This is a genomic window from Oryzomonas sagensis (assembly GCF_008802355.1).
Taxonomy (GTDB): domain Bacteria; phylum Desulfobacterota; class Desulfuromonadia; order Geobacterales; family Pseudopelobacteraceae; genus Oryzomonas; species Oryzomonas sagensis.
This window is the reverse complement of record NZ_VZRA01000003.1, coordinates 600254-619692: the sequence shown is the minus strand read 5'-3', so window position 1 is coordinate 619692 and position 19439 is coordinate 600254. Positions and strand designations below refer to the sequence as shown.

18 protein-coding genes are annotated in these 19439 nt (G+C 58.2%); 14 read left to right on the top strand and 4 right to left on the bottom strand.

Annotated elements, in window-relative coordinates:
* Window positions 1-62: 62 nt before the first annotated feature.
* A complete protein-coding gene (locus tag F6V30_RS13630; protein ID WP_151157484.1) occupies window positions 63-602 on the bottom strand; it encodes a Ros/MucR family transcriptional regulator in 540 nt (179 codons plus the stop codon).
* 192 nt (window positions 603-794) lie between these two features.
* Between F6V30_RS13630 and F6V30_RS13625 the strand changes: the two genes are divergently transcribed.
* Both F6V30_RS13625 and murJ read left to right on the top strand, forming a co-directional pair.
* Window positions 795-2135, top strand: coding sequence for a DNA recombination protein RmuC (locus tag F6V30_RS13625; RefSeq protein ID WP_151157483.1), 1341 nt, complete (start codon window positions 795-797; stop codon window positions 2133-2135).
* Between the two features lie 2 nt (window positions 2136-2137).
* Window positions 2138-3718: a murein biosynthesis integral membrane protein MurJ gene (gene murJ, locus F6V30_RS13620; RefSeq protein WP_151157482.1), complete on the top strand. Its 1581-nt coding sequence runs from the start codon at window positions 2138-2140 to the stop codon at window positions 3716-3718.
* A gap of 368 nt (window positions 3719-4086) precedes the next feature.
* On the opposite strand, the gene mazG is transcribed toward murJ, so the two are convergent.
* Both mazG and F6V30_RS13610 read right to left on the bottom strand, forming a co-directional pair.
* Window positions 4087-4869, bottom strand: a complete 783-nt coding sequence (gene mazG / locus F6V30_RS13615; protein ID WP_151157481.1) for a nucleoside triphosphate pyrophosphohydrolase — start codon at window positions 4867-4869, stop codon at window positions 4087-4089.
* A 14-nt stretch (window positions 4870-4883) separates the two neighbouring features.
* Window positions 4884-5792: a hypothetical protein gene (locus F6V30_RS13610; protein WP_151157480.1), complete on the bottom strand. Its 909-nt coding sequence runs from the start codon at window positions 5790-5792 to the stop codon at window positions 4884-4886.
* Window positions 5793-6018: 226 nt separating this feature from the next.
* Here F6V30_RS13610 and F6V30_RS13605 point away from each other — a divergent pair, with 226 nt between their 5' ends.
* Window positions 6019-7338: a GGDEF domain-containing protein gene (locus F6V30_RS13605; protein ID WP_151157479.1), complete on the top strand. Its 1320-nt coding sequence runs from the start codon at window positions 6019-6021 to the stop codon at window positions 7336-7338.
* Window positions 7328-7855 (top strand): outer membrane protein assembly factor BamD, encoded by a 528-nt coding sequence (locus F6V30_RS13600; RefSeq protein ID WP_151157478.1) that lies wholly within the window; start codon window positions 7328-7330, stop codon window positions 7853-7855. Before F6V30_RS13605 ends, F6V30_RS13600 begins: the two co-directional genes overlap by 11 nt.
* A gap of 117 nt (window positions 7856-7972) precedes the next feature.
* Here F6V30_RS13600 and tgt read toward each other — a convergent pair whose 3' ends face one another.
* Window positions 7973-9085 carry a tRNA guanosine(34) transglycosylase Tgt gene (gene tgt, locus F6V30_RS13595; protein WP_151157477.1) on the bottom strand — a complete coding sequence of 371 codons (1113 nt, stop codon included), beginning with the start codon at window positions 9083-9085 and terminating at the stop codon, window positions 7973-7975.
* 450 nt (window positions 9086-9535) lie between these two features.
* Between tgt and F6V30_RS13590 the strand changes: the two genes are divergently transcribed.
* From F6V30_RS13590 to F6V30_RS13545, 10 genes are all read left to right on the top strand, one after another.
* A complete protein-coding gene (locus tag F6V30_RS13590) occupies window positions 9536-10204 on the top strand; it encodes a succinate dehydrogenase cytochrome b subunit (protein ID WP_151157476.1) in 669 nt (222 codons plus the stop codon).
* Window positions 10205-10214: 10 nt separating this feature from the next.
* Window positions 10215-12128 (top strand): fumarate reductase/succinate dehydrogenase flavoprotein subunit, encoded by a 1914-nt coding sequence (locus F6V30_RS13585; protein ID WP_151157475.1) that lies wholly within the window; start codon window positions 10215-10217, stop codon window positions 12126-12128.
* Window positions 12128-12886, top strand: a complete 759-nt coding sequence (locus tag F6V30_RS13580) for a succinate dehydrogenase/fumarate reductase iron-sulfur subunit (protein ID WP_151157474.1) — start codon at window positions 12128-12130, stop codon at window positions 12884-12886. The genes F6V30_RS13585 and F6V30_RS13580 overlap by 1 nt, the downstream gene beginning before the upstream one ends.
* A gap of 326 nt (window positions 12887-13212) precedes the next feature.
* Complete coding sequence (gene cas6, locus F6V30_RS13575) at window positions 13213-13893, top strand: CRISPR system precrRNA processing endoribonuclease RAMP protein Cas6 (protein ID WP_151157473.1); 681 nt, start codon at window positions 13213-13215, stop codon at window positions 13891-13893.
* Window positions 13894-13984: 91 nt separating this feature from the next.
* Window positions 13985-14821 carry a polysaccharide deacetylase family protein gene (locus F6V30_RS13570; RefSeq protein ID WP_151157472.1) on the top strand — a complete coding sequence of 279 codons (837 nt, stop codon included), beginning with the start codon at window positions 13985-13987 and terminating at the stop codon, window positions 14819-14821.
* On the top strand, window positions 14803-15465 hold the full coding sequence (locus tag F6V30_RS13565; RefSeq protein ID WP_151157471.1) for a glycosyltransferase family 2 protein: 663 nt from the start codon (window positions 14803-14805) through the stop codon (window positions 15463-15465). Before F6V30_RS13570 ends, F6V30_RS13565 begins: the two co-directional genes overlap by 19 nt.
* Before the next feature lie 55 nt (window positions 15466-15520).
* On the top strand, window positions 15521-16897 hold the full coding sequence (locus F6V30_RS13560; protein ID WP_151157470.1) for a radical SAM protein: 1377 nt from the start codon (window positions 15521-15523) through the stop codon (window positions 16895-16897).
* Window position 16898: 1 nt separating this feature from the next.
* Window positions 16899-17816 (top strand): lysophospholipid acyltransferase family protein, encoded by a 918-nt coding sequence (locus F6V30_RS13555; protein WP_151157469.1) that lies wholly within the window; start codon window positions 16899-16901, stop codon window positions 17814-17816.
* Between the two features lie 44 nt (window positions 17817-17860).
* The gene (locus F6V30_RS13550; protein WP_151157468.1) at window positions 17861-18118 is read left to right on the top strand and encodes a phosphopantetheine-binding protein; all 258 of its coding nucleotides are present in this window, start codon (window positions 17861-17863) and stop codon (window positions 18116-18118) included.
* Entirely contained in the window at window positions 18115-19401 is a 1287-nt protein-coding gene (locus F6V30_RS13545) for a B12-binding domain-containing radical SAM protein (protein WP_151157467.1), read from the top strand. The genes F6V30_RS13550 and F6V30_RS13545 overlap by 4 nt, the downstream gene beginning before the upstream one ends.
* Window positions 19402-19439 lie beyond the last annotated feature (38 nt).

The following is a 19439-nucleotide window of genomic DNA, read 5'->3' as shown; positions in this document are numbered from 1 at the left end:
GAACGCCACAACAAAAAAACCGCCTCTCAGCGGTTTTTTTGTTGTGGCACTGGGTAGAATAATTAGGCTTTGGCCTTGGCCGGTTTTGCCTTGACGGCTTTCGCTGCTTTAACCGGTTTTGCCGGTTTCGCTGCAGCTGCCTTTACCGGTTTTGCCGGTTTGGCGGCGTCCTTTTTGGCGGCACGCACGGCGCGGGCCTTTTCCAGGTTGGCAGCCAGATTGTTTTCGTTGGCAGCCTTGCGGCGGGCCTCGGAGTAGTTCTTGGCGGTCAGGGACTGGGATGCGGGGATATTGAACTGTTTGCGGTACTGGCCCGGTTTCATGTCATGAGCCTGTTTAAGGTGGCGGGTAAGGGTCTTGAACCCCGTTTTGCCGCAGATCAGGCAGCAGACCTGATCGTTCTGGAAGGCTTTTTTGATCGGCATGGCCGGTGCACCCGGCGCAGCGGCGCCTTCTGCCGCCGTGGCTCCTTCGGTTTCCAGCTTTTTCAACGTCGTGAAGACCCGGTTGATTTCCTGGATAAGATCGTCACTGTTCATCTCTGTACCGGCCGCATGGGAAGAAACAATACCCGCAGTCAGTTCAACAAGAGTTGCTGTCATACGTCCTCCTTGATATATATGTTTAACTCTATTACGGGTTATCACGAAATACCGGTATAAATCAAGAAAATAAATAGGGAAAAATTGATTAACTACTGAGTTGCCGAATACAAAAACTAGTTGCTAAGTATAACGAGGATGTGGCATGAAGAACAGCAGTAAACCAACCACGCATGAAACGGAACAACAGCCATGACAGCACCATTATTTTACCTGCTACTCATAGTGTCGCTACTTTCCCTGATACTGTCGGCCCTGGTGCTGGCGCGGCTCTCGCGCATCGCTTCAAACGCATCGTTTGACGTGCGTATCGATGCCCTGGAGCGGCAGTTGGAACGTATGGAGCGCATGCTGCGCGACGAACTTGCCAGAAACCGTGAGGAAGCCCAGCTCTCGGCCCGCCAGGGACGCGAGGAAGGAACATCGCTCGTGGGTGCCCTGGGGGATTCGCTCCTGAAACGCATGAGCGAGATTGCCGGCTTGCAGAAGAATCAACTGGACATCTTTGCCGGCCAGCTGAAAAACCTGACCGCGAGCAATGAGGGGAGGCTGGACAAGCTGCGGGAGACCGTGGAGGACCGTCTGCGGCTGATTCAGGAGGATAACGCCCGGAAACTGGAGCAGATGCGGGCGACGGTTGATGAAAAACTGCACGATACCCTGGAAAAACGCCTGGGCGAGTCCTTCAAGCTGGTCAGCGAACGTCTTGAACTGGTCCAGCGCGGTCTGGGGGAGATGCAGACCCTGGCCAGCGGTGTCGGGGACCTGAAAAAGGTTCTGACCAACGTCAAGACCCGCGGCACCTTCGGCGAGGTTCAACTGGCCAGTCTGCTGGAGCAGATACTGGCGCCGGGGCAGTACGAAAGCAACGTCGAATCTAAAAAGGGGAGCGGACAGCGGGTGGAGTTCGCCCTGCGCCTGCCCGGCCGGGACGGTACGGCGGAGGGCATGGTCTGGTTGCCGCTGGACGCCAAGTTTCCCCAGGAGGACTATCTCCGCCTGGTGGAGGCCCAGGACAACGCCGATGCCGTTGCCGCCGAGGAAGCTGCCCGTCAGCTGGAACGGGCGATCAAGGAGATGGCCAAGGCCATCCGCGACAAGTATCTGGACCCCCCCCATACCACCGATTTCGGCATCATGTTCATTCCTACCGAGGGACTGTATGCCGAGATATTGCGGCGGCCCGGCCTGGCCGAGACGTTGCAGCGGGAATACAAGGTCCTGGCGGCCGGGCCCACCACCCTGGCGGCGCTTTTGAACAGCCTGCAGATGGGTTTTCGCACCCTGGCCATCGAGAAACGTTCGGCCGAAGTCTGGACCCTGCTTGGCGCGGTGCGGACCGAATTCGCCAAGTTCGGGGGGGTACTCGAAAAAACGAGCAAGAAGTTGCAAGAGGCGGGCAATCATATCGATCAGGCCGCCATCCGCACCCGGGCTATCGAACGCAAGTTGCGGGACGTGCAGGAACTGCCCCAGGGAGAGGCCGCCGGACTCCTTGGCTTACCTGAAATGGGTGAGGGGGATGAACACTGATTATGTCTGAAAAGGGCAATATAGCGCGGGCAGCAGGTATCCTCGGTTCGGCAACCATTCTGTCGCGAGTCATGGGCATGGTGCGCGACATGGTGGTGTCGCGTCTGTTCGGCGCAGGATTTGCGAGTGACGCCTTTTTTGCCGCCTTCCAAATCCCCAACATGCTGCGGCGTTTTTTTGCCGAGGGGGCTCTGACCTCGGCCTTTGTGCCCATTTTTTCCGAGACTCTCAACAAGCGGGGCGAACATGAGGCGCGGGAACTGGCCAATGCCTGCTTCAGTCTTTTGACCATTGTCATGGCCGGTGTGACCCTGGCCGGCATCCTGTTTTCTCCGGTCATCGTCGGCTTGATGTTTCCCGGATTTCACGCGGTGCCGGGCAAGTTCGAGCTGACCGTACTCCTGAACCGGGTGATGTTCCCCTACATCTTCTTCATCAGCCTGGTGGCGCTCTGCATGGGGATTCTCAACACGGTCCGCCATTTTTTCACCCCAGCCATCTCCACGGTCTTCCTCAATCTCTCCATGATCGTTGCAGCCCTCTCGTTGCGGGGTTTCTTCGATGTTCCCATTACGGCGCTGGCAACAGGCGTGTTGATCGGCGGTATCGTGCAACTGTTTCTGCAACTGCCGGTGCTGTGGCGCAAAGGATTTCCGCTCCGTCCCCGTTTCGCCTTCGGCCATCCCCAGGTGCGCCGTATTGCCCTCCTGATGCTGCCGTCCATCTTTGGCGTGGGGGTCTACTATCTCAATATTACCGTCAGCGCCATACTGGCCTCGCTGCTGCCCCAGGGGAGCGTGTCGTACCTCTACTACGCCCAGCGGTTGTTCGAATTTCCCCAGGGTATCTTCACGGTCTCCGTTGCCCAGGCCGTACTCCCCTCCATGAGTCGGCAGGCGGCCGCGGGCGACATGAACGGCATGAAGGAGTCCCTCTCATTTGGCCTGCGTCTGACCCTCTTCATCACCATTCCGGCCATGGCCGGCCTTCTGGTCTGCTCGACCCCCATCTTCAGCCTGATCTTCATGGGGGGGGCATTCGACTACGCAAAGGCGGTCAATTCGGCCCAGGCGCTCTTCTATTACTCCTTGGGCCTTTCCTTCGTAGCCATGACGCGGGTCCTCGCCCCGGCCTTCTATGCGCTCAAGGACACCAAAACGCCGGTCTGGAGCGCCTTTTGCGCGTTCCTGCTCAATTTTGGTTTCAGCCTGGCTCTGATGGGGCCCTTCAAACATGGGGGATTGGCATTGGCCACCACGATTTCGGCCTTGGGCAATATGGTTATGCTGCTCTGGTTCCTGCGGCGCAAGATCGGCCCGTTCGGCGGGCGGGGGGTTGTGTACTGCGGTCTGAAGTCGTTGGCTGCCGCCGTGCCGATGGCCATCACGGTCCGTTATCTGTGCAGTTGGGCCGATTGGTCGCTCATGGGGCATAAAACAGGCAAAGCCCTGGTGCTTGGTGGCGCCATAGCGTCGGGCATCGTCATCTACGGGCTCTGCGTCCGGTTGTTGCGGTCGGAGGAGGCATTTGAGATGCTGGCAATGCTCACAAGGAAACTGGGACGGAAAAGGAGTGCCCCTTGAATTGGCGGCATTGCAGGCAAGGAATATCTTTCACGGATGGAACACGTTGAATTTAAAGGGCAACGAATTTTTCTGAAAAAATGACAGTTATGAACAGGCCAACTTGGCATGGAAATTATTTGTTGTATCCAAGCCGCCGCCAACCGGCTAACTACCCAAAATCCAAAGGGACGAATATAACTTGTTGAAATTGTTTTGAAATGCGTTTGTGTAAAAAAAAGGCAAAGTGCAAAAATCACTTGTAAAAATATAACTTTTGTATTTCATCAACACTGTTGTCCACAGCTTATCCACAATTTTTGTGGATAAGCTGAAACCTGATGGTAAAAGACGTCACATTCCTGTGACTTATCCCCCCGGCACGCCGATCATTCGAGCTTTTTAGCCTCTTCCCATAGGATATCCATGTCGGCAAGCGGGGTCTCATTCATCTTCTTTCCCTGCCCCTGGAGATTTTCCTCCACATACCGGAAACGCCGTTGAAAGCGGTTGATCGTTTTGCGCAGGGCCTCCTCGGGATTGAGCGACAGGAAACGCCCCAGGTTGACGATGGCGAACAGCAGGTCGCCTAGCTCGTCCTCCATGCGGGTCTCATCGCCCCCGTCCCACGCCTCCTCAAACTCGTGCAACTCTTCCATGACCTTGGCAAAGACCTGGTCGGCATGTTCCCAGTCGAAACCGACCCGCGAGGCCTTTTCGGTGATCTTCTGAGCCTTGAGCAACGCCGGTAGATGCGGGGGCACGCCGGACAGGGCCGATGGCCGCTCCTGCCCCTTTTCGGCCTTCTTGATGCGCTCCCAGTTTTCTACCTGTGCCTCGCTGTCACGGATCTCCATGTCGCCGAAGACATGGGGATGGCGTCTGACGAGCTTGTCGCAGAGTTCCTGGATGACGTCGGCCATGTCGAACGCTCCCGCCTCTTCGGCAATTGCGGCATGAAAGACCGGTTGCAGCAACAGGTCGCCCAACTCCTCTTTCAGATGTTCTGGAGATTTTGCGTCGATGGCCTCAATGACTTCGTAGGTCTCTTCCAGCAGATAGCGCGTCAGGCTCTCGTGGGTTTGTTCGGCATCCCAGGGGCAGCCGCCGGGGCCGCGCAGGCGGCGCATGATATTCACCAAGTCGTCGAAGGTGCTGCGGTTTGCGGTCATAACGGTCTCGTTGCTCATTTCGCGGCCACAAGATCGGCGGCCAGCTCATCGTAGACCGCCAGGGATTTTACGCTCGCCGCTTCCTTTTTCGTGATCTCTTCGAAGGATCTCAGCTTGCCGTTGAACCGGTTGGCCTGGGTCTTGAGGTTGCTGGTACTCTCCGACAGGAAGCTTTTTTCCTTGGGGTCGACATCCTTTTTCATCAGCCCCTTGACCTTGTTCCAATATTCATCCGTTCCGCTGGCGTAGTGGTTCACGCTCTCAAGGAAGGAGAGGGCGCCGGACGAAAGGTCGGCGACCGTAGCCAGTTTTGTTTGGGCATCGTTCATGTCTTTCAACAGTTTCTGATCGGCAAAATGGGATGCTTCGGTTATTGCCTTCTCATCGAGCGGTTTGGCCGGGTCGATGACCTCGACCAGCGCGATGAAGCGTTGGGATGAGTTCAGGTAATTGGTGACCGAAACGGAGGCGTTGTTGAGTGCCACCGTAAACTGGGTGACGAACTTGGTGAAGATTGAAGCCTGCCCGGCGTAGGGGATCGGGAGCATTCTGGCGGCAACCGCCGCATAGGAACCGGCCTGGATGTACCGGTTGTAGCCCGCCAGGTTGGTGCTCATCCATTTGACGAAGCCCTGAAAATCGCTGGTGGTTTGACGCTGGGTCTTGACCTCGGCGGCAATCTCCCGGAGGCGCTGGACCTTTTTCTGACGCAGACGTTCGGCTGAGATGGTCTTGACGGTTTCAAGCTGTTTGATTCTGAGTTTGAGCCCTTCGTTCTCCAGTTGGAGATTGAACAGATGCTCCTCGCTCGGCGTGGTCGGGCCGCAGACATTTTCCTCCGCATGTACGCCGGCGGAGGAAAGCAGGATCAGGGCGGCCAGCACACCTATCGTCCCGACTGATGGACGTCGTCTTTCGATCATAATGTTGCATCCTTTTCTGTTGGTTTGGTTATGGCGGAAGTGCATGCGGTTTTTATATAGCTCTGCGCCGGGCACAATGCAACGTCTTTTGCCATGTGGACGTGCATGCGGCGACAATGAATTGCATTTGCCCCCGTTTCTGTACTACCATAGGCGAGCCGTAGTCGTCGGGTACCCTTACCATGCCGCGCCGCCGAACGGATTTTGCGCACTAGAGGCCGATGCCATGCCATTCCTCGGACATTTTCGCTTGAGCCTGATCCAGAAGATGATCATCAGTTTTGCCCTCTGCGGGATATGTATGATGGCCGCGCTGATATATGCCGTCACCGGCCTGGGGTCGATGCATCGCATGGAGGAGGAGATCGCCAGAAGCGATCTGTCCGCAGCCACCATTACCATTACCCTGCGCGAGATGATGCTGACGCAGGAACGCTATGTCGGCAAGTTTCAGATCCTGCGGCAGGCGGAATTCCATGAGCTTTACGACCAAAATGCGGAAAAATTCCGCTCGGAGTTGGCTTCTTTGCAGCGCGTTTACCAGGGCAAGGGCGGCGACAAGCTTGTTGCGGCGTACGCGGCCTACGCAAACCTTACCAGGCGGGTGTTCAACGGCAGGGAGGTCGACGCCGGGGCCATGAAGCAGGCTACGGCCCGGGTGGAAGATCTTATCGAACAGATTCGGGTGGAACAGAAGGAATCCCTGGCGAACAAGTTGAAAGTATCCGATGAAAAGGAGGCCAAGACCGTCACCCGCTCCATCGGTCTGGCCTTTGTCGGCGTGCTGTTCGCCTTCTTGGTGGCAGTCTATCTGATCTATACCTTCGCCTCCTCCATCGGCAAGCTGCAAACCGCCACCCACCGCATTGCCGCCGGCGACTTCGACCACGATCCGGGCATTCCGCCGGGTGACGAGATCGGCACCCTGGCGCAGGATTTCACGCGTATGGCGGCCAGACTCAAGGAGTTGGAGCAGATCAGTCTCGACGCCAGCCCCCTGACCCGGCTGCCGGGAAATATCGCCATCGAACGTTCCATCAGCCGGCGATTGCGTGAGCAGCTGCCGTTTGCCATGTGCTACCTGGATCTGGACAACTTCAAATCCTACAACGATCGCTACGGTTACATCAAGGCCAGCGAGATACTGCGTGAGACCGGTGAACTGATCCATAATGCGGTCAAGCGCCTGCATGATCCCGAAGCCTTTGTCGGGCACATCGGCGGCGACGATTTTGTCGTCATCGTCGGCGCGGAACTGGCCAAATCGGCCTGCCAGACGATCATTCAGGAATTCGACGCCATGGTCCCATTCTTTTATTCGGACGAGGATCGCGCTGCCGGTTCATTTGAAGGGGTTGACCGTTATGGCGTGCCCCGGGTGTTTCCGCTCATATCCATGTCGATTGCCGTTTTGGTCTGCGAGCCGGGCGATTATGCCACCGCCGCCGAGATCGCTACGGCTGCGGCCGAGGTCAAGGATCACGTCAAGGAGTCGTCGGGCAGTAACTATATCATCGTGAGAGAGGCGGGAAACTATGATGTTTGAGCGGGCTGCTCTTGCGCTCATACTGTCGTTGGTGGTGGCGTTTTCCGGTGGCTGCAGCCTGCTGAAGGGCAAACCGCTTCCAGCGGCCACGCCAGCCATGGAACAGGAACGCCGTTTTGCCGGTGCACTGCAGTATCTGATGCAGGGGAAAGAACGGGAGGCACAGGGGTTGCTGGAACAGGTCGTCGCTGGCCAGGCGTTGCCCGGCGTGACGGATGAAGCGCTTTTCCGGTTGGCCTTGCTTCACCTGCGCGACGAGGGAGGAAAGGGGGACACCCATGCCAATGCCTTGCTGGCGCGATTGAAAAAGGAGTTCCCCCGCAGCGCCTGGACCAGACAGGCGGCGCCCTTGGCCGCCTACCTGGTGGCTGTGGGCGCTCTTCGCGACAGCCAGCACGACTTGAGAACCCTCAGGGAGCGAAATCTGTCCCTCACCCGGGATAACAAGGAACTGCGCCAGAGTCTCGAACGTTTGAAAAATCTTGATCTTGAGTTGGAACAAAAGATCAAGCGCTGAATAACGCCTCACCCTGCCAACGCACCCTCTGCGATCTGTGTGCACAGAGCCATCGCTATCGAGCTGCTACCCCTCCATCCTCCAGCATCAGGAAAATAACGGGTGTCGGCAGGCGTTTTACTTCCGTTCATTCCCCAGGTATTCCCCAAGAAACCGACCCTTGTATTCCATGAACCGGTCATTGGCGATCGCCTCCCTGATCTCGGCCATCATGGTCAGGTAGAAGTGGATGTTGTGCAGGGCGGACAAGATCGCCGAAAGCACCTCGTTGGCCACAAACAGGTGGTGAAGGTAAGCGCGGGTGAAATGCCGGCAGGTGTAGCAGTCGCAGCTGGGGTCAATGGGGAAAAAATCCCGTTTGTAGTTCTTGTTGGTGAGACGGATCTTGCCCCGCCGGGTGAAGAGTGTCGCGCTACGGGCGTAGCGGGTGGGGATGACGCAGTCGAACATGTCGACACCTCGCTCGACACTCTCCAGGATGTCTTCCGGGAGGCCGACTCCCATCAGGTAACGCGGCTTGTTTTCCGGCAGATGCGGCGCCGTCCAGCCCACCACTTTTTTGAGCAGTTCCAATCCTTCGCCGACACTGACGCCGCCAATGGCATAGCCGGGCAGGTCCAGCTTGCGCATCTCCCGGGCGCACATGGCCCGCAGATCCTCGTACACGCTCCCCTGGACGATGCCGAACAGGGCCTGGCCGTTGTCGGTCATGGCGTTACGGCACTCCTTGAGCCAGCGGATGGTCTTTTTCGTGGATTGCTCGGCGTACGCCTTGTCGCAAGGGTAGGGGATGCACTCGTCGAAGGCCATGATGATGTCGGCCCCCAGGTCCTGTTGAATGCGGGTGGCGCTGGCCGGGTCGAGATAGATTTCCTCACCGGTCACCTCGTGTTTGAAGAAAACGCCATCCTCGGTGATCCGCTTATTGGGAAGGGAAAAGACCTGAAATCCGCCCGAGTCGGTCAGAATCGGTTTGTCCCACGACATGAATTTGTGCAGACCGCCGGCCTTTTTCACCAGACCTTCGCCCGGTTGCAAATGAAGGTGATAGGTGTTGCTGAGAATGATCCGCGCCCCGGTTTCCTCTATCTGTGCAGGGGTGAGCGGTTTCATGGCGCCGTGGGTGGCCACCGGCATGAAAATCGGCGTGGGAATCTCACCCCGCGAGGTAGTGATAAGGCCCAGTCGGGCGGCACAATGCTTGTCTTTTTTTATTAATTGGAATAACATCTAACCCCTCGTTATCAATTCTGTTCTAAATCTTGTTCGCATCGTAGCTACGGTGACCGGGTCACGGAGAGGTACAGGTGTGAATCATATCATGTGTTCGTAACAAAATGCTTACGATAGCGTGTAGTTTACTATCAGAATGTCGCTCCAAATGCAATCCCGGTGATGCCTGACGCCTGGAGCTGTTTCGCCTGTATTCTGTATACACAAAACCCTTGCAATTTTTTATAACGGTGTTTACTATGCCCTGTCTGGATTCCACAGAGAAAATGACATGGCATTAATTGCATGACTGCCGCATCAAATACACCCGAAGGAGGATAGAATGCAGGTCGTCTCAAGGTCGTGTTGGCGTGGTCCCCCGCCTTTCCCTTATCATCTCGCTATCCCCATGCTTTATTTCCATTGATGCTCCGAGCGTTATTACCATTTTGAAAAGGAAGGAACTCTATGCAACTACTATCATCGTCTATCGGCAGAAAGATCGTGATGGCGATCACGGGACTGCTCATGATCTTGTTTGTCGTGGTCCATCTGATCGGCAATACGACCATTTTTGGCTGGATCAGCGGAGGCATCAACGCCTATGCCCACCACCTCCATGCGTTTCCTCCCCTGGTGTGGGCATTCCGGGCCTTTATGCTGGCTGCCGTTTCCATTCACATCTGGTACGGTATTCAGTTGACCATTGAGAATCGCGGCGGCCGGCCCCAGCCGTATGCCGTCAAGGCGACCCAGAAGGCCACGTTTGCCAGCGAGAACATGATCTGGACCGGCCTGCTCCTTCTCTGCTTCATTATTTATCACCTGTTGCACTTCACCATGAAGGTGGTCCCCGGCATGGCCCTGGTGCCCGATGCCGAGGGGGCGATCAACGTCTTTACCATGGTAGTCTCCAGCTTCCAGAACTTTTTCGTGGCCTTTATCTATGTGGCGGCCATGGTAACCCTGTTTCTGCATCTGTCACACGGCATACAGAGCTTTTTCCAGACGATGGGGTGGAGTACCGACAGGACGCTGCCGATCTATGTCAAGGCAGGCACCCTGGTTGCGCTGGTTTTGTTTCTGGGGTACGTCGCCGTTCCGTTGTCAATCTTTGCTGGAATTCTGAAAGGTTAAGGGGGTTACCGTGATACTTGATGGAAAATGTCCAACCGGACCGATTGAGCAAACCTGGGACAAACACCGCTTTGACCTGAAACTGGTCAATCCTGCCAATAAACGGAAGTACAACGTCATCGTGGTCGGCACCGGCCTGGCCGGCGGCGCTGCCGCGGCTTCGCTGGGAGAGTTGGGTTACAATGTGCAAGCGTTCTGTTATCAGGACAGCCCGCGCCGCGCCCACTCCATAGCCGCCCAGGGCGGTATCAATGCTGCCAAGGCATATCCCAACGACGGCGACTCCATCTATCGCCTGTTTTACGACACCATCAAGGGGGGCGACTTCCGCGCCCGCGAAGCCGACGTCTGGCGTCTGGCCCAGGTGTCCAACAACATCATCGACCAGTGTGTGGCCCAGGGCATCCCTTTTGCCCGCGACTACGCCGGCTACCTGGATAACCGTTCCTTCGGCGGCGCCCAGGTCTCCCGGACTTTCTACGCCCGCGGTCAGACGGGTCAGCAACTCCTGCTGGGGGCCTACTCGGCTCTCTCCCGCCAGATCAAGGCCGGCACGGTCAAGATGTATAACCGCCGCGAGATGCTCGACCTGGTCGTGGTGGACGGTGTGGCCCGCGGCATCACCGTGCGCAACCTGGTGACCGGCGAGTTGGAAAGCTACGCCGCCGATGCCGTCTGCCTCTGCACCGGAGGGTATGTCAACGTGTTCTACCTCTCCACCAACGCCATGGGGTGCTCGGTTACGGCCAGCTGGAAGGCCCACAAAAAGGGCGCCCTGTTCGCCAATCCCTGCTACACCCAGATCCATCCGACCTGTATCCCCCAGGCCGGCGACTACCAGTCCAAACTGACCCTCATGTCGGAGTCGCTGCGTAACGACGGGCGTTGCTGGGCACCCAAGAAAAAGGGTGACACCCGTCCTCCCAACCAGATTCCCGAGGAAGATCGCGATTACTATCTGGAGCGCAAGTACCCGAGCTTCGGCAACCTGGCCCCGCGTGACATCGCCTCCCGCGCCGCCAAGGAACAGTGCGACGAGGGTCGCGGCGTCGGCCCGGGCGGCCGCGGCGTGTATCTGGATTTTGCCGCTTCCATCAAACGCCTCAGCGAGGATACCATCCGCGAGCGCTACGGCAACCTGTTCGAAATGTACGAGAAGATCACCGACGAGAACGCCTACAAGTCGCCGATGCGCATCTATCCCGCCCCCCATTATTCCATGGGCGGCCTCTGGGTCGATTACAACCTGATGAGCAATGTCCCCGGCCTGTTCGTGCTGGGCGAGGCCAACTTCTCGGTCCACGGCGCCAACCGTCTGGGAGCGTCGGCCCTGATGCAGGGGCTAGCCGACGGCTACTTCGTCATCCCCTATACCATCGGCGGTTATCTGGCCACCATCAAGCCGGGCCAGGTCAAGGAAGATCACGCCGAATTCAAGAAGTCGGCGGAGGACGTCAACAAAAATGTCAACAAGCTCCTCTCCATCAACGGCAAACGCACCGTTACCGATTTCATGCGCGAACTGGGCACCATGATGTGGGAAAACTGCGGCATGGCACGCACCAAGGAGTCCCTTGAGGCAAACATCAAGAAGATTCCGGCCCTGCGCGAGGAGTTCTGGAAGAACGTCAAGGTCACCGGCAGCGGCGCCGATCTCAATCAACAGTTGGAGAACGCCGGCCGCACCGCCGACTTCCTGGAGTTCGCCGAACTTTTGTGCCGCGACGCATTGCACCGCAACGAGTCCTGCGGCGGCCATTTCCGCTCGGAATACCAGTACGACGACGGCGAGGCCAAGCGCGACGACGTCAACTTCTGCTATGTGGGCGCCTGGGAATTCAAGGGCGTGGGTGCCGAGCCGGAGTTGCACAAGGAACCGTTGAAATTCGAGAACGTACATCTCGCCGTAAGGAGCTACAAATAATGAGCGATCACAAGACCATGACACTGACACTGATCGTGTGGCGCCAGAAAAATGCCAGCGATCCCGGTAAATTCGAGACCTATACCGCTAAGAACATCACCGAGCACCATTCTTTTCTGGAGATGCTCGACTGCGTCAACGAGGACCTGATCCTCGAAGGCAGGGAGCCGATCGTGTTCGACCACGACTGCCGCGAGGGCATCTGCGGCATGTGTTCCCAGGTGATCAACGGCGCACCCCATGGCGGTCAGGTGCGCACCACCGTCTGCCAACTCCACATGCGCAAATTCAAGGATGGCGATACCATCTACATTGAACCCTGGAGGGCGCGCGCCTTTCCGATCATTAAAGACTTGATCGTCGACCGCTCGGCTCTGGATACCATTATTCAGGCCGGTGGCTATACCTCCTGCCACACCGGCGGGGTGGCCGACGGCAATGCCATCCTGATCCCCAAGCCGGTAGCCGACGAGGCCATGGATGCCGCCGAATGCATCGGCTGCGGAGCCTGCGTGGCCGGTTGCCCCAACGGCGCCGCCATGCTGTTCACCGGGGCTAAGGTCTCCCAACTGTCGATCCTGCCCCAGGGCAAGACAGAGGCTGCCGCCCGCGTCACAGCCATGACCAAGGCCATGGCTGAATGCGGTTTCGGCAACTGCACCAATCATTACGAGTGCCAGGCTGCCTGCCCCAAAGGGATCAACGTCAAGTTCATCGCCCGCATGAATCGGGAGTTTCTCAAGGCGCAGTTTGCCTAATTCTGATACGTTTTACGGCAATATGTGGTATAATCGGGGCATCCTGCGGGACGCCCCGATTTTTTTATCGCGAATGAGGATTTTACTTGGATTTCAGTTTCGTTCACCTGCGTTTTACCATCCATACCAGTGATGTTTCCCGTGTGGTTTCGTATCTGTACCGCAGTGGCCCGGACTTTGCCGAGGTATTCAGAAAACTCGTCTGCACGGGAAACGCATCCGCATGCTCAACGGGCTCCGGTTGTACGGAGTGTCCCTATTGTGTATTGTTCAGCCAGCAGCTTGGTGCCGACCCTTCTGCCGTGAGGTGCCATCAAAAGCCCCCCTTGCCGTTCATCTTTTCGTTCCCGCCCCACGGCGCCGCCCCGAGACAGGCCGACGACTTCGTCTGCACGCTGGTTCTGGTGGGAAAGGCGCTCAACCATACGACGGAGTTCATACGCGCATTCCGTTCCCTGCTCGCAAACGGGCACAACGCGGGGCATTTTGCTGTGGCGACAATTCCCCGGGTGGAATCCTTGGACTTCCACGGGAATCCGGCCGTTATAGCTACCGGGGATGGTGCGCCGGATCTGGGAAATCTGGTTACCCTGGACGCCCAGGGCATTGTTGACAGCCGTTGCCGCCCGACCGATGCCGTCGGCGTTACCTTCATGACCCCCCTGAAGTTGGCCAAGACCGGCAAGGTCATGAACTTTTTCGATGCCGGGCAGTTTGTCCGTTCGCTGATGCGCAGGGTCTCTGCCCTGGCCTACTACTATTGCGGCTACGAGATGCGGGACAACTTCAGGGAGTATGCCCATGTTGCCAACCGTATCGAACTGCTTGAAGACAATTTTTTCTACGCCGACGCCGGCCGCCGTTCCCTGGCCCTGTCCGGGGTCATGGGAGATGGCGTCCTAAACGGCGATTTCAACGATCTTATGCCGTTTCTGGCGCTGGGGGAGTATCTGCATTTGGGCAAGGGGGCCTCCTACGGGATGGGGCATTACCGGTTGGCGTGGTGACATGTCCGGTTTTAACTCGCAACTTTGCAGGCCGCTCGGTATAATTGACGAAAAAATATAATTACTGTATTTTTTAAAATCTTGGAGGATTGTGGCGAAGCAAGCCGTACATAGCCTATCGGTTGACCTGGAGGATTGGTTTCACGTCTGTGGTCTCAAACAGCAGCCGTGTATCCCGCCTGATGACTGGCGTGTCCACAGAGCCACGGAGGTGCTGCTTGACCTGTTCGCAGAGTTTGGGGTAAAAACAACCTTTTTTGTCCTTGGCTGTGTGGCAGAGGCCGATCCGGAGCTGGTGCGCACCATTCATCGGCAGGGGCATGAGATCGCCTCCCACGGTTATTCGCACCGTCTGGTCCACGAACTCAGCTCGGCGGAGTTTGCGGATGAATTGCACAAGACCGAAGACGTCATCATGGGGATCACCGGTAGCTTGCCGGTCGGATTTCGCGCCCCCCAGTGGTCGGCAACAGCCCATACCCCCTGGTTTGACGACATCCTGGCGCAGCGCGGCTATCGCTACGACTCCAGCCGCAACCCGCTCCCCTTTATCGGGGATCGAAACGCTGCTCGTCACCCGTACCGGATCGAGACGGCGCACGGGGCGTTGTGGGAGATACCGCCCATGGTATCAGGGTCACCCTTGGGAAATCTGCCCACCGGTGGCGGATGGGGATTCCGCCTGTTTCCATTCGGGCTGATCGCGGCGACGGTCGAGAGGTATGGCCGGGCCGGCCGGCCGGCAGTGCTGTACCTGCATCCCCGTGAGGTTGACCCCCTGGGGCCGCGTCTCAAGCTGCCGCTCCTGAAACGCTTTGCCTCCTATGGGACGCGCCGGGATGCGTTGCCGCGGCTTCGGAGGCTCTTGGCCGGCTACACGTTTATCACCTTGCGGGAAATGGTCGATTCATGGCAGTCTGTATCCTGATCCCGGCGTTCAACGCCGAGAAGACCCTGGCCGCGATCCTGGAGGAGTGTTCCTGCCTGGGGTATCCGTTGGTGGTGGTGGATGACGGGTCGGCCGACGCCACGGCGAGTATAGCTGCCGGGTATGGGGCGCTCCTGTTGCGCCATAATCGCAACCGGGGCAAGGGGAGGGCGCTCAGGACCGGTTTTGCGTGGGCGCTGGAGCATGACTGCGATGCCGTCGTCACTCTTGATGCCGACGGCCAGCATGATGTATCCTCGATTCCGCGGCTGGTCGCTGCTTTCCGGAATGGCGGTTTCGATATCCTGATCGCCTCCCGCTTCAGCCAGTTCCAGGAGATGGGCGGCCTGCGCAAGGTCTGGAACCGTTTCGGCGTCTGGTGCATGCGCCAGCGGACCGGGTTTGAGATCAGCGACAGCCAGTCCGGGTTCCGTTGCTATTCCGGGCGGCTGCTCCGCTCGGTGGCGCTTGCTGCCGACGGTTATAACCTGGAGATGGAAATTCTCATGAAGGCGTGGCGCAGCGGGTTTTCCATCGGTTCCCTCGCGGTGCCGGCGCGGGTGGCCGATGGCCGCGCCACGAGCCATTTCCGTCCGGTGCGGGATACCTGGAACATCTGCATGACGTTCCTGCGTTACATGTAAGGAAGATAACACCGACGTACCAACCGAACCGATTCAGACGAGTGGAGTGGAAAGCATGATCCAGACACTGAAAAACTATACCAGGGAAAAAGTGCTCTCGTACCTCCTGTCCATGGCGACGAATTCATCGGATGAGACCCTGATCAAGATGACGCACCTGATGGAGTTGATTCCCAAAAAAGACTACTACAAAGAACGTATCCGCTGGATTCGCGGCCTGATCCGCGAGAAACATCCCAGTATCGAATTCCCCCGCCGCATCTTGCGCGACCTGCACCCCAACCAGCGGGACAAGTGGATCAGCAACCTGGCCATAAATCACCTGCTGAACGGCACCAACAAACGCAAGGAATGGGCCGACCAAAACGGCTTCTATCCCCCCTCCACCGTGGTGATCAGCCCGACCATGCGCTGCAATCTCTCCTGCTACGGCTGCTATGCCGGCGATTACAAAAAATCCCTGGAACTCTCCCTGGACGAACTTGATTCGGTGCTGAACCAGCTCAAGGAGATGGGAATCTATTTTGCGGTCATCTCCGGCGGCGAGCCGTTCTACATGAAAGGCATCTTCGAGATATTCAAGAAGCACAGCGACATGGCCTTTCTGGTCTTTACCCACGGCGGCCTGATCGACGAGCGGATGGTGGAGCGGTTGACCGAGGTGGGCAACGTCATGCCGGCCTTCTCGCTGGAGGGATATGAGCAGGAGACCGACGAACGTCGCGGGGCCGGGCATTTCAAAAAGGTCATGCGGGCCATGGACCTGCTGCGCGAGGGGGGGCTCTCCTTCTGCGGTTCGTTCACCCATTCCCGCAAGAACACTGACATCATCACCAATGCCCGTTACATCGACATGCTCCTGGACAAGGGGGTTTTTGCCATGTGGCTGTTCTCCTACGTGCCGGTGGGGCGCAAGCCTGACCCCGAGCTGATGCCGACCCCCGAGCAGCGCGATCTCCTGCGCCGGACGGTGACCGGTTACCGGGCCACCAAGCCGATGCTGTTCGTGGATTTTTGGAACGACGGCCCGATGATCTCCGGCTGTCTGGCCGGAGGGCGAAAATATTTCCACATCAATGCCAACGGCGATATCGAACCGTGCGTCTTCTGCCACTTTGCCGCGGATAACATCCGTCGCACGTCACTGCGCGATGCGCTGGCGTCGCCGCTGTTCCAGAAAATCCGGCAGAAACAGGGGGAGCACGACAACCTGCTGCGCCCCTGCATGCTGATCGATCACCCCGATGCGGGCCGTGAACTGTTCGCCTCGGAAGGGGCCTACGCCACCCACGAGGGAGCCGATGAGATCTTTACCGGCCTGGCGGACAGTATGGACGACTATTCCCGACGCTACGGCGAGATCGCCGATGAGGCGTGGGAGGCGGAATTCAAGGGGCACCCGGTCAAAAAGGGAAAGGCGTCGCGCACCTAAGATGGCCCTCTACAGCGGTATCAACCTGTTCCTTATCAACCTGTTCACCATTGTGGTGCCGCGCAGGCTGTTTCCTCCGGCCGCCTTCTGCTGCGTGATGCTGTTCTACCTCCTTCTTGGCGAGAAGCGCCGCGGCTTTCGGGCAAACATGCGCACCGTCACCGGACGCGCCAATGTGGAGCGGCTGGTGGTTTCAGCCTACTACAAATATGCACGCAACTGGTGCGACGTGATGCTGATGATGCGCCTTACCGGCCCACGGTTGCAGGCCCTCATCGGCCGGCGCAGTACCCAGAAACCGCTGGACGACGCTCTGGCCGCGGGAACCGGCGCCATCCTGGTCTCGCCCCATTTCGGCAACTGGGAACTGGGCGGACTGGGACTGGCCGACCTGGGATACAAGGTCAACGTGCTCACCTTCCGGGAGCCTGATGAGAAGGTGAACGAACTGCGGGAGAAGGTGCGCGGCATGCGCGGTATCGGCTTTATTTACGTCGATCGCGACGATACCTCGCCACTTGCGATCATCGAGGCGGTCAACGCCCTGCGGCGCAACGAGGTGCTCTGCCTCCTGGGGGAGCGCGACGGCTCTTCCCATACCAGCATCATTGATTTTTTCGGAAAGCCGACCCCCTTCCCGGTGGGGGCCGCCTATCTGTCCCTGGCCAGCGGAGCTCCGGTCATCCCGGTCTTCGTACCGCTTGAGGGGGATCGGTACGCCACGTTGATGGATGAACCGATCTATTTCAAAGGGGGCCATGGGGGGCATACCGAGGCGATTCGGAGCGGTATGGAACAACTGGCTGCGGTGTTCGAACGCTATATCGGGCGGTATCCCGACCAGTGGTACAATTTCTTCGATTTCTGGGGCGGGGAACACTCCGCCGCGGAACCGCGCAAACGAAGGGAAGAACGCTGACAAAAGGCACGTGCGAGGCACTATATTGGTGAGAGGACTTGTGAATGAGTGAAGAGTTGATTCCAAAAGTGAAACAGTTGATCATTGAAAGCCTGCGCATCGAAGGGATGTCCCCCGACGAGATCGAGACCGACGCCCCCCTGTTCGGCGAAGGTTTGGGGCTCGACTCCATAGATGCCCTGCAACTGGTTGTGGCCATGGAAAAGGATTTCGGCGTGGTCGTGCCCGACGCGGCCACCGGCACGAAGGTGTTTGCCTCGGTGCGCAGCATGGCGGAGTATATCGCGGAACATAAAAAATGAAGGTGCTCTTCGTCTCGCCCGGCTGGGAAAAGGGGCGACTGTGGGGGGAGTTGGCCTTCAAGTTTCCCACCCTCTCCCTGGCGTCGATTGCCGCCGTTACCCCGCCGGAATGGGACGTCGCCTTCCTTGACGACAATTTCGAGACCATTGACTACTGCTGCACAGCCGACCTCGTCGCCCTGACCGCCATGACCCCCCAGGCGCCCCGCGCCTACGAGATCGCCGACGAATTCCGCCGCCGGGGGAAGACGGTGGTCATGGGGGGCTTCCATGCCAGCAACCTGCCGGACGAGGCGCTCGGCCACGCGGATGCCGTGGTGGTGGGGGAGGGGGAACTGGTCTGGCCGCAGCTTCTGGCCGACTATCGCCAGGGGAGCCTCAAGCGCCTCTACCAATCCGGCACCCAGATGGAGATGGCCGCCATTCCTCGCGCCCGCCGCGAGATCTTTACGGGGAAGCGTTATCTGCTCACCAACACCGTCCAGACCACCCGCGGCTGCCCCTTCGACTGCGAGTTCTGCTCGGTGACCGCTTTCTACGGCCGCAAATATCGCAAGCGGCCGGTGGCAAACATCCTGCAGGAACTTGAGCTGCTCCGCAAGGCCAACTCGTTTCTCTTTTTTGTGGATGACAACATCGTTGCCGACCGGAAGTACGCCCTGGAACTGTTTGCCGGCATGAAGGGGATGGATTTCAAGTGGCTCTCCCATTCACCCATCGATTTCGCCGCCGACCGGGAGTTGATGAAGGCGGCTGGGGAATCGGGCTGCGTGGGGATGTTCGTGGGCTTCGAATCCCTGAACCAGGAGTCCCTGTCGGCCATGGGCAAGGTCACCAACCGGGCCCGTTCCTACCTGGAGGACGCCCAGGCCTTTCGCGACAATGGCATCGGCATTCTGGGCTCCTTTGTCATGGGGTACGATGGCGATACCCCGGCCATCTTCGAACAGACGTTGCGCTTTTGCGAGGACGCCCGTCTCGAGGCGGCCATCTTTCCCATCCTGACCCCGTATCCCGGAACCAGCGTCCGTCGCCGCCTCGAGGCCGAAGGGCGCATCTTTTCCAACAACTGGCGCGACTACGATATGGAACACGTTACCTTCCGGCCGCTCGGCATGAGTGCCGAACAGCTCCAGCAGGGTTATGAACAACTCTGCCGCTCATTCTACTCCTTTTCGTCCATGTACCGCCGGATTTTCAAACTGCACCGCTCGGTGCAGGTCTTCGGACCGATGAATTTCGGTTTCCGCGCGGCCTTGAAGCGCAGGAAGGTGACGGCATGACGCATCGGGCCGTTTGGTCTTCGGCAGGGGAGGGCGCC

Coding starts and splice junctions, on each gene's coding strand:
- F6V30_RS13600 (WP_151157478.1), top strand. CDS start 7,328: ATGATGTTTGAGCGGGCTGCTCTTGCGCTCATACTGTCGTTGGTGGTG.
- F6V30_RS13590 (WP_151157476.1), top strand. CDS start 9,536: ATGCAACTACTATCATCGTCTATCGGCAGAAAGATCGTGATGGCGATC.
- F6V30_RS13545 (WP_151157467.1), top strand. CDS start 18,115: ATGAAGGTGCTCTTCGTCTCGCCCGGCTGGGAAAAGGGGCGACTGTGG.
- mazG (WP_151157481.1), bottom strand. CDS start 4,869: ATGACCGCAAACCGCAGCACCTTCGACGACTTGGTGAATATCATGCGC.
- F6V30_RS13610 (WP_151157480.1), bottom strand. CDS start 5,792: ATGATCGAAAGACGACGTCCATCAGTCGGGACGATAGGTGTGCTGGCC.
- murJ (WP_151157482.1), top strand. CDS start 2,138: ATGTCTGAAAAGGGCAATATAGCGCGGGCAGCAGGTATCCTCGGTTCG.
- tgt (WP_151157477.1), bottom strand. CDS start 9,085: ATGTTATTCCAATTAATAAAAAAAGACAAGCATTGTGCCGCCCGACTG.
- F6V30_RS13550 (WP_151157468.1), top strand. CDS start 17,861: ATGAGTGAAGAGTTGATTCCAAAAGTGAAACAGTTGATCATTGAAAGC.
- F6V30_RS13565 (WP_151157471.1), top strand. CDS start 14,803: ATGGCAGTCTGTATCCTGATCCCGGCGTTCAACGCCGAGAAGACCCTG.
- F6V30_RS13555 (WP_151157469.1), top strand. CDS start 16,899: ATGGCCCTCTACAGCGGTATCAACCTGTTCCTTATCAACCTGTTCACC.
- F6V30_RS13580 (WP_151157474.1), top strand. CDS start 12,128: ATGAGCGATCACAAGACCATGACACTGACACTGATCGTGTGGCGCCAG.
- F6V30_RS13630 (WP_151157484.1), bottom strand. CDS start 602: ATGACAGCAACTCTTGTTGAACTGACTGCGGGTATTGTTTCTTCCCAT.
- F6V30_RS13560 (WP_151157470.1), top strand. CDS start 15,521: ATGATCCAGACACTGAAAAACTATACCAGGGAAAAAGTGCTCTCGTAC.
- F6V30_RS13625 (WP_151157483.1), top strand. CDS start 795: ATGACAGCACCATTATTTTACCTGCTACTCATAGTGTCGCTACTTTCC.
- F6V30_RS13605 (WP_151157479.1), top strand. CDS start 6,019: ATGCCATTCCTCGGACATTTTCGCTTGAGCCTGATCCAGAAGATGATC.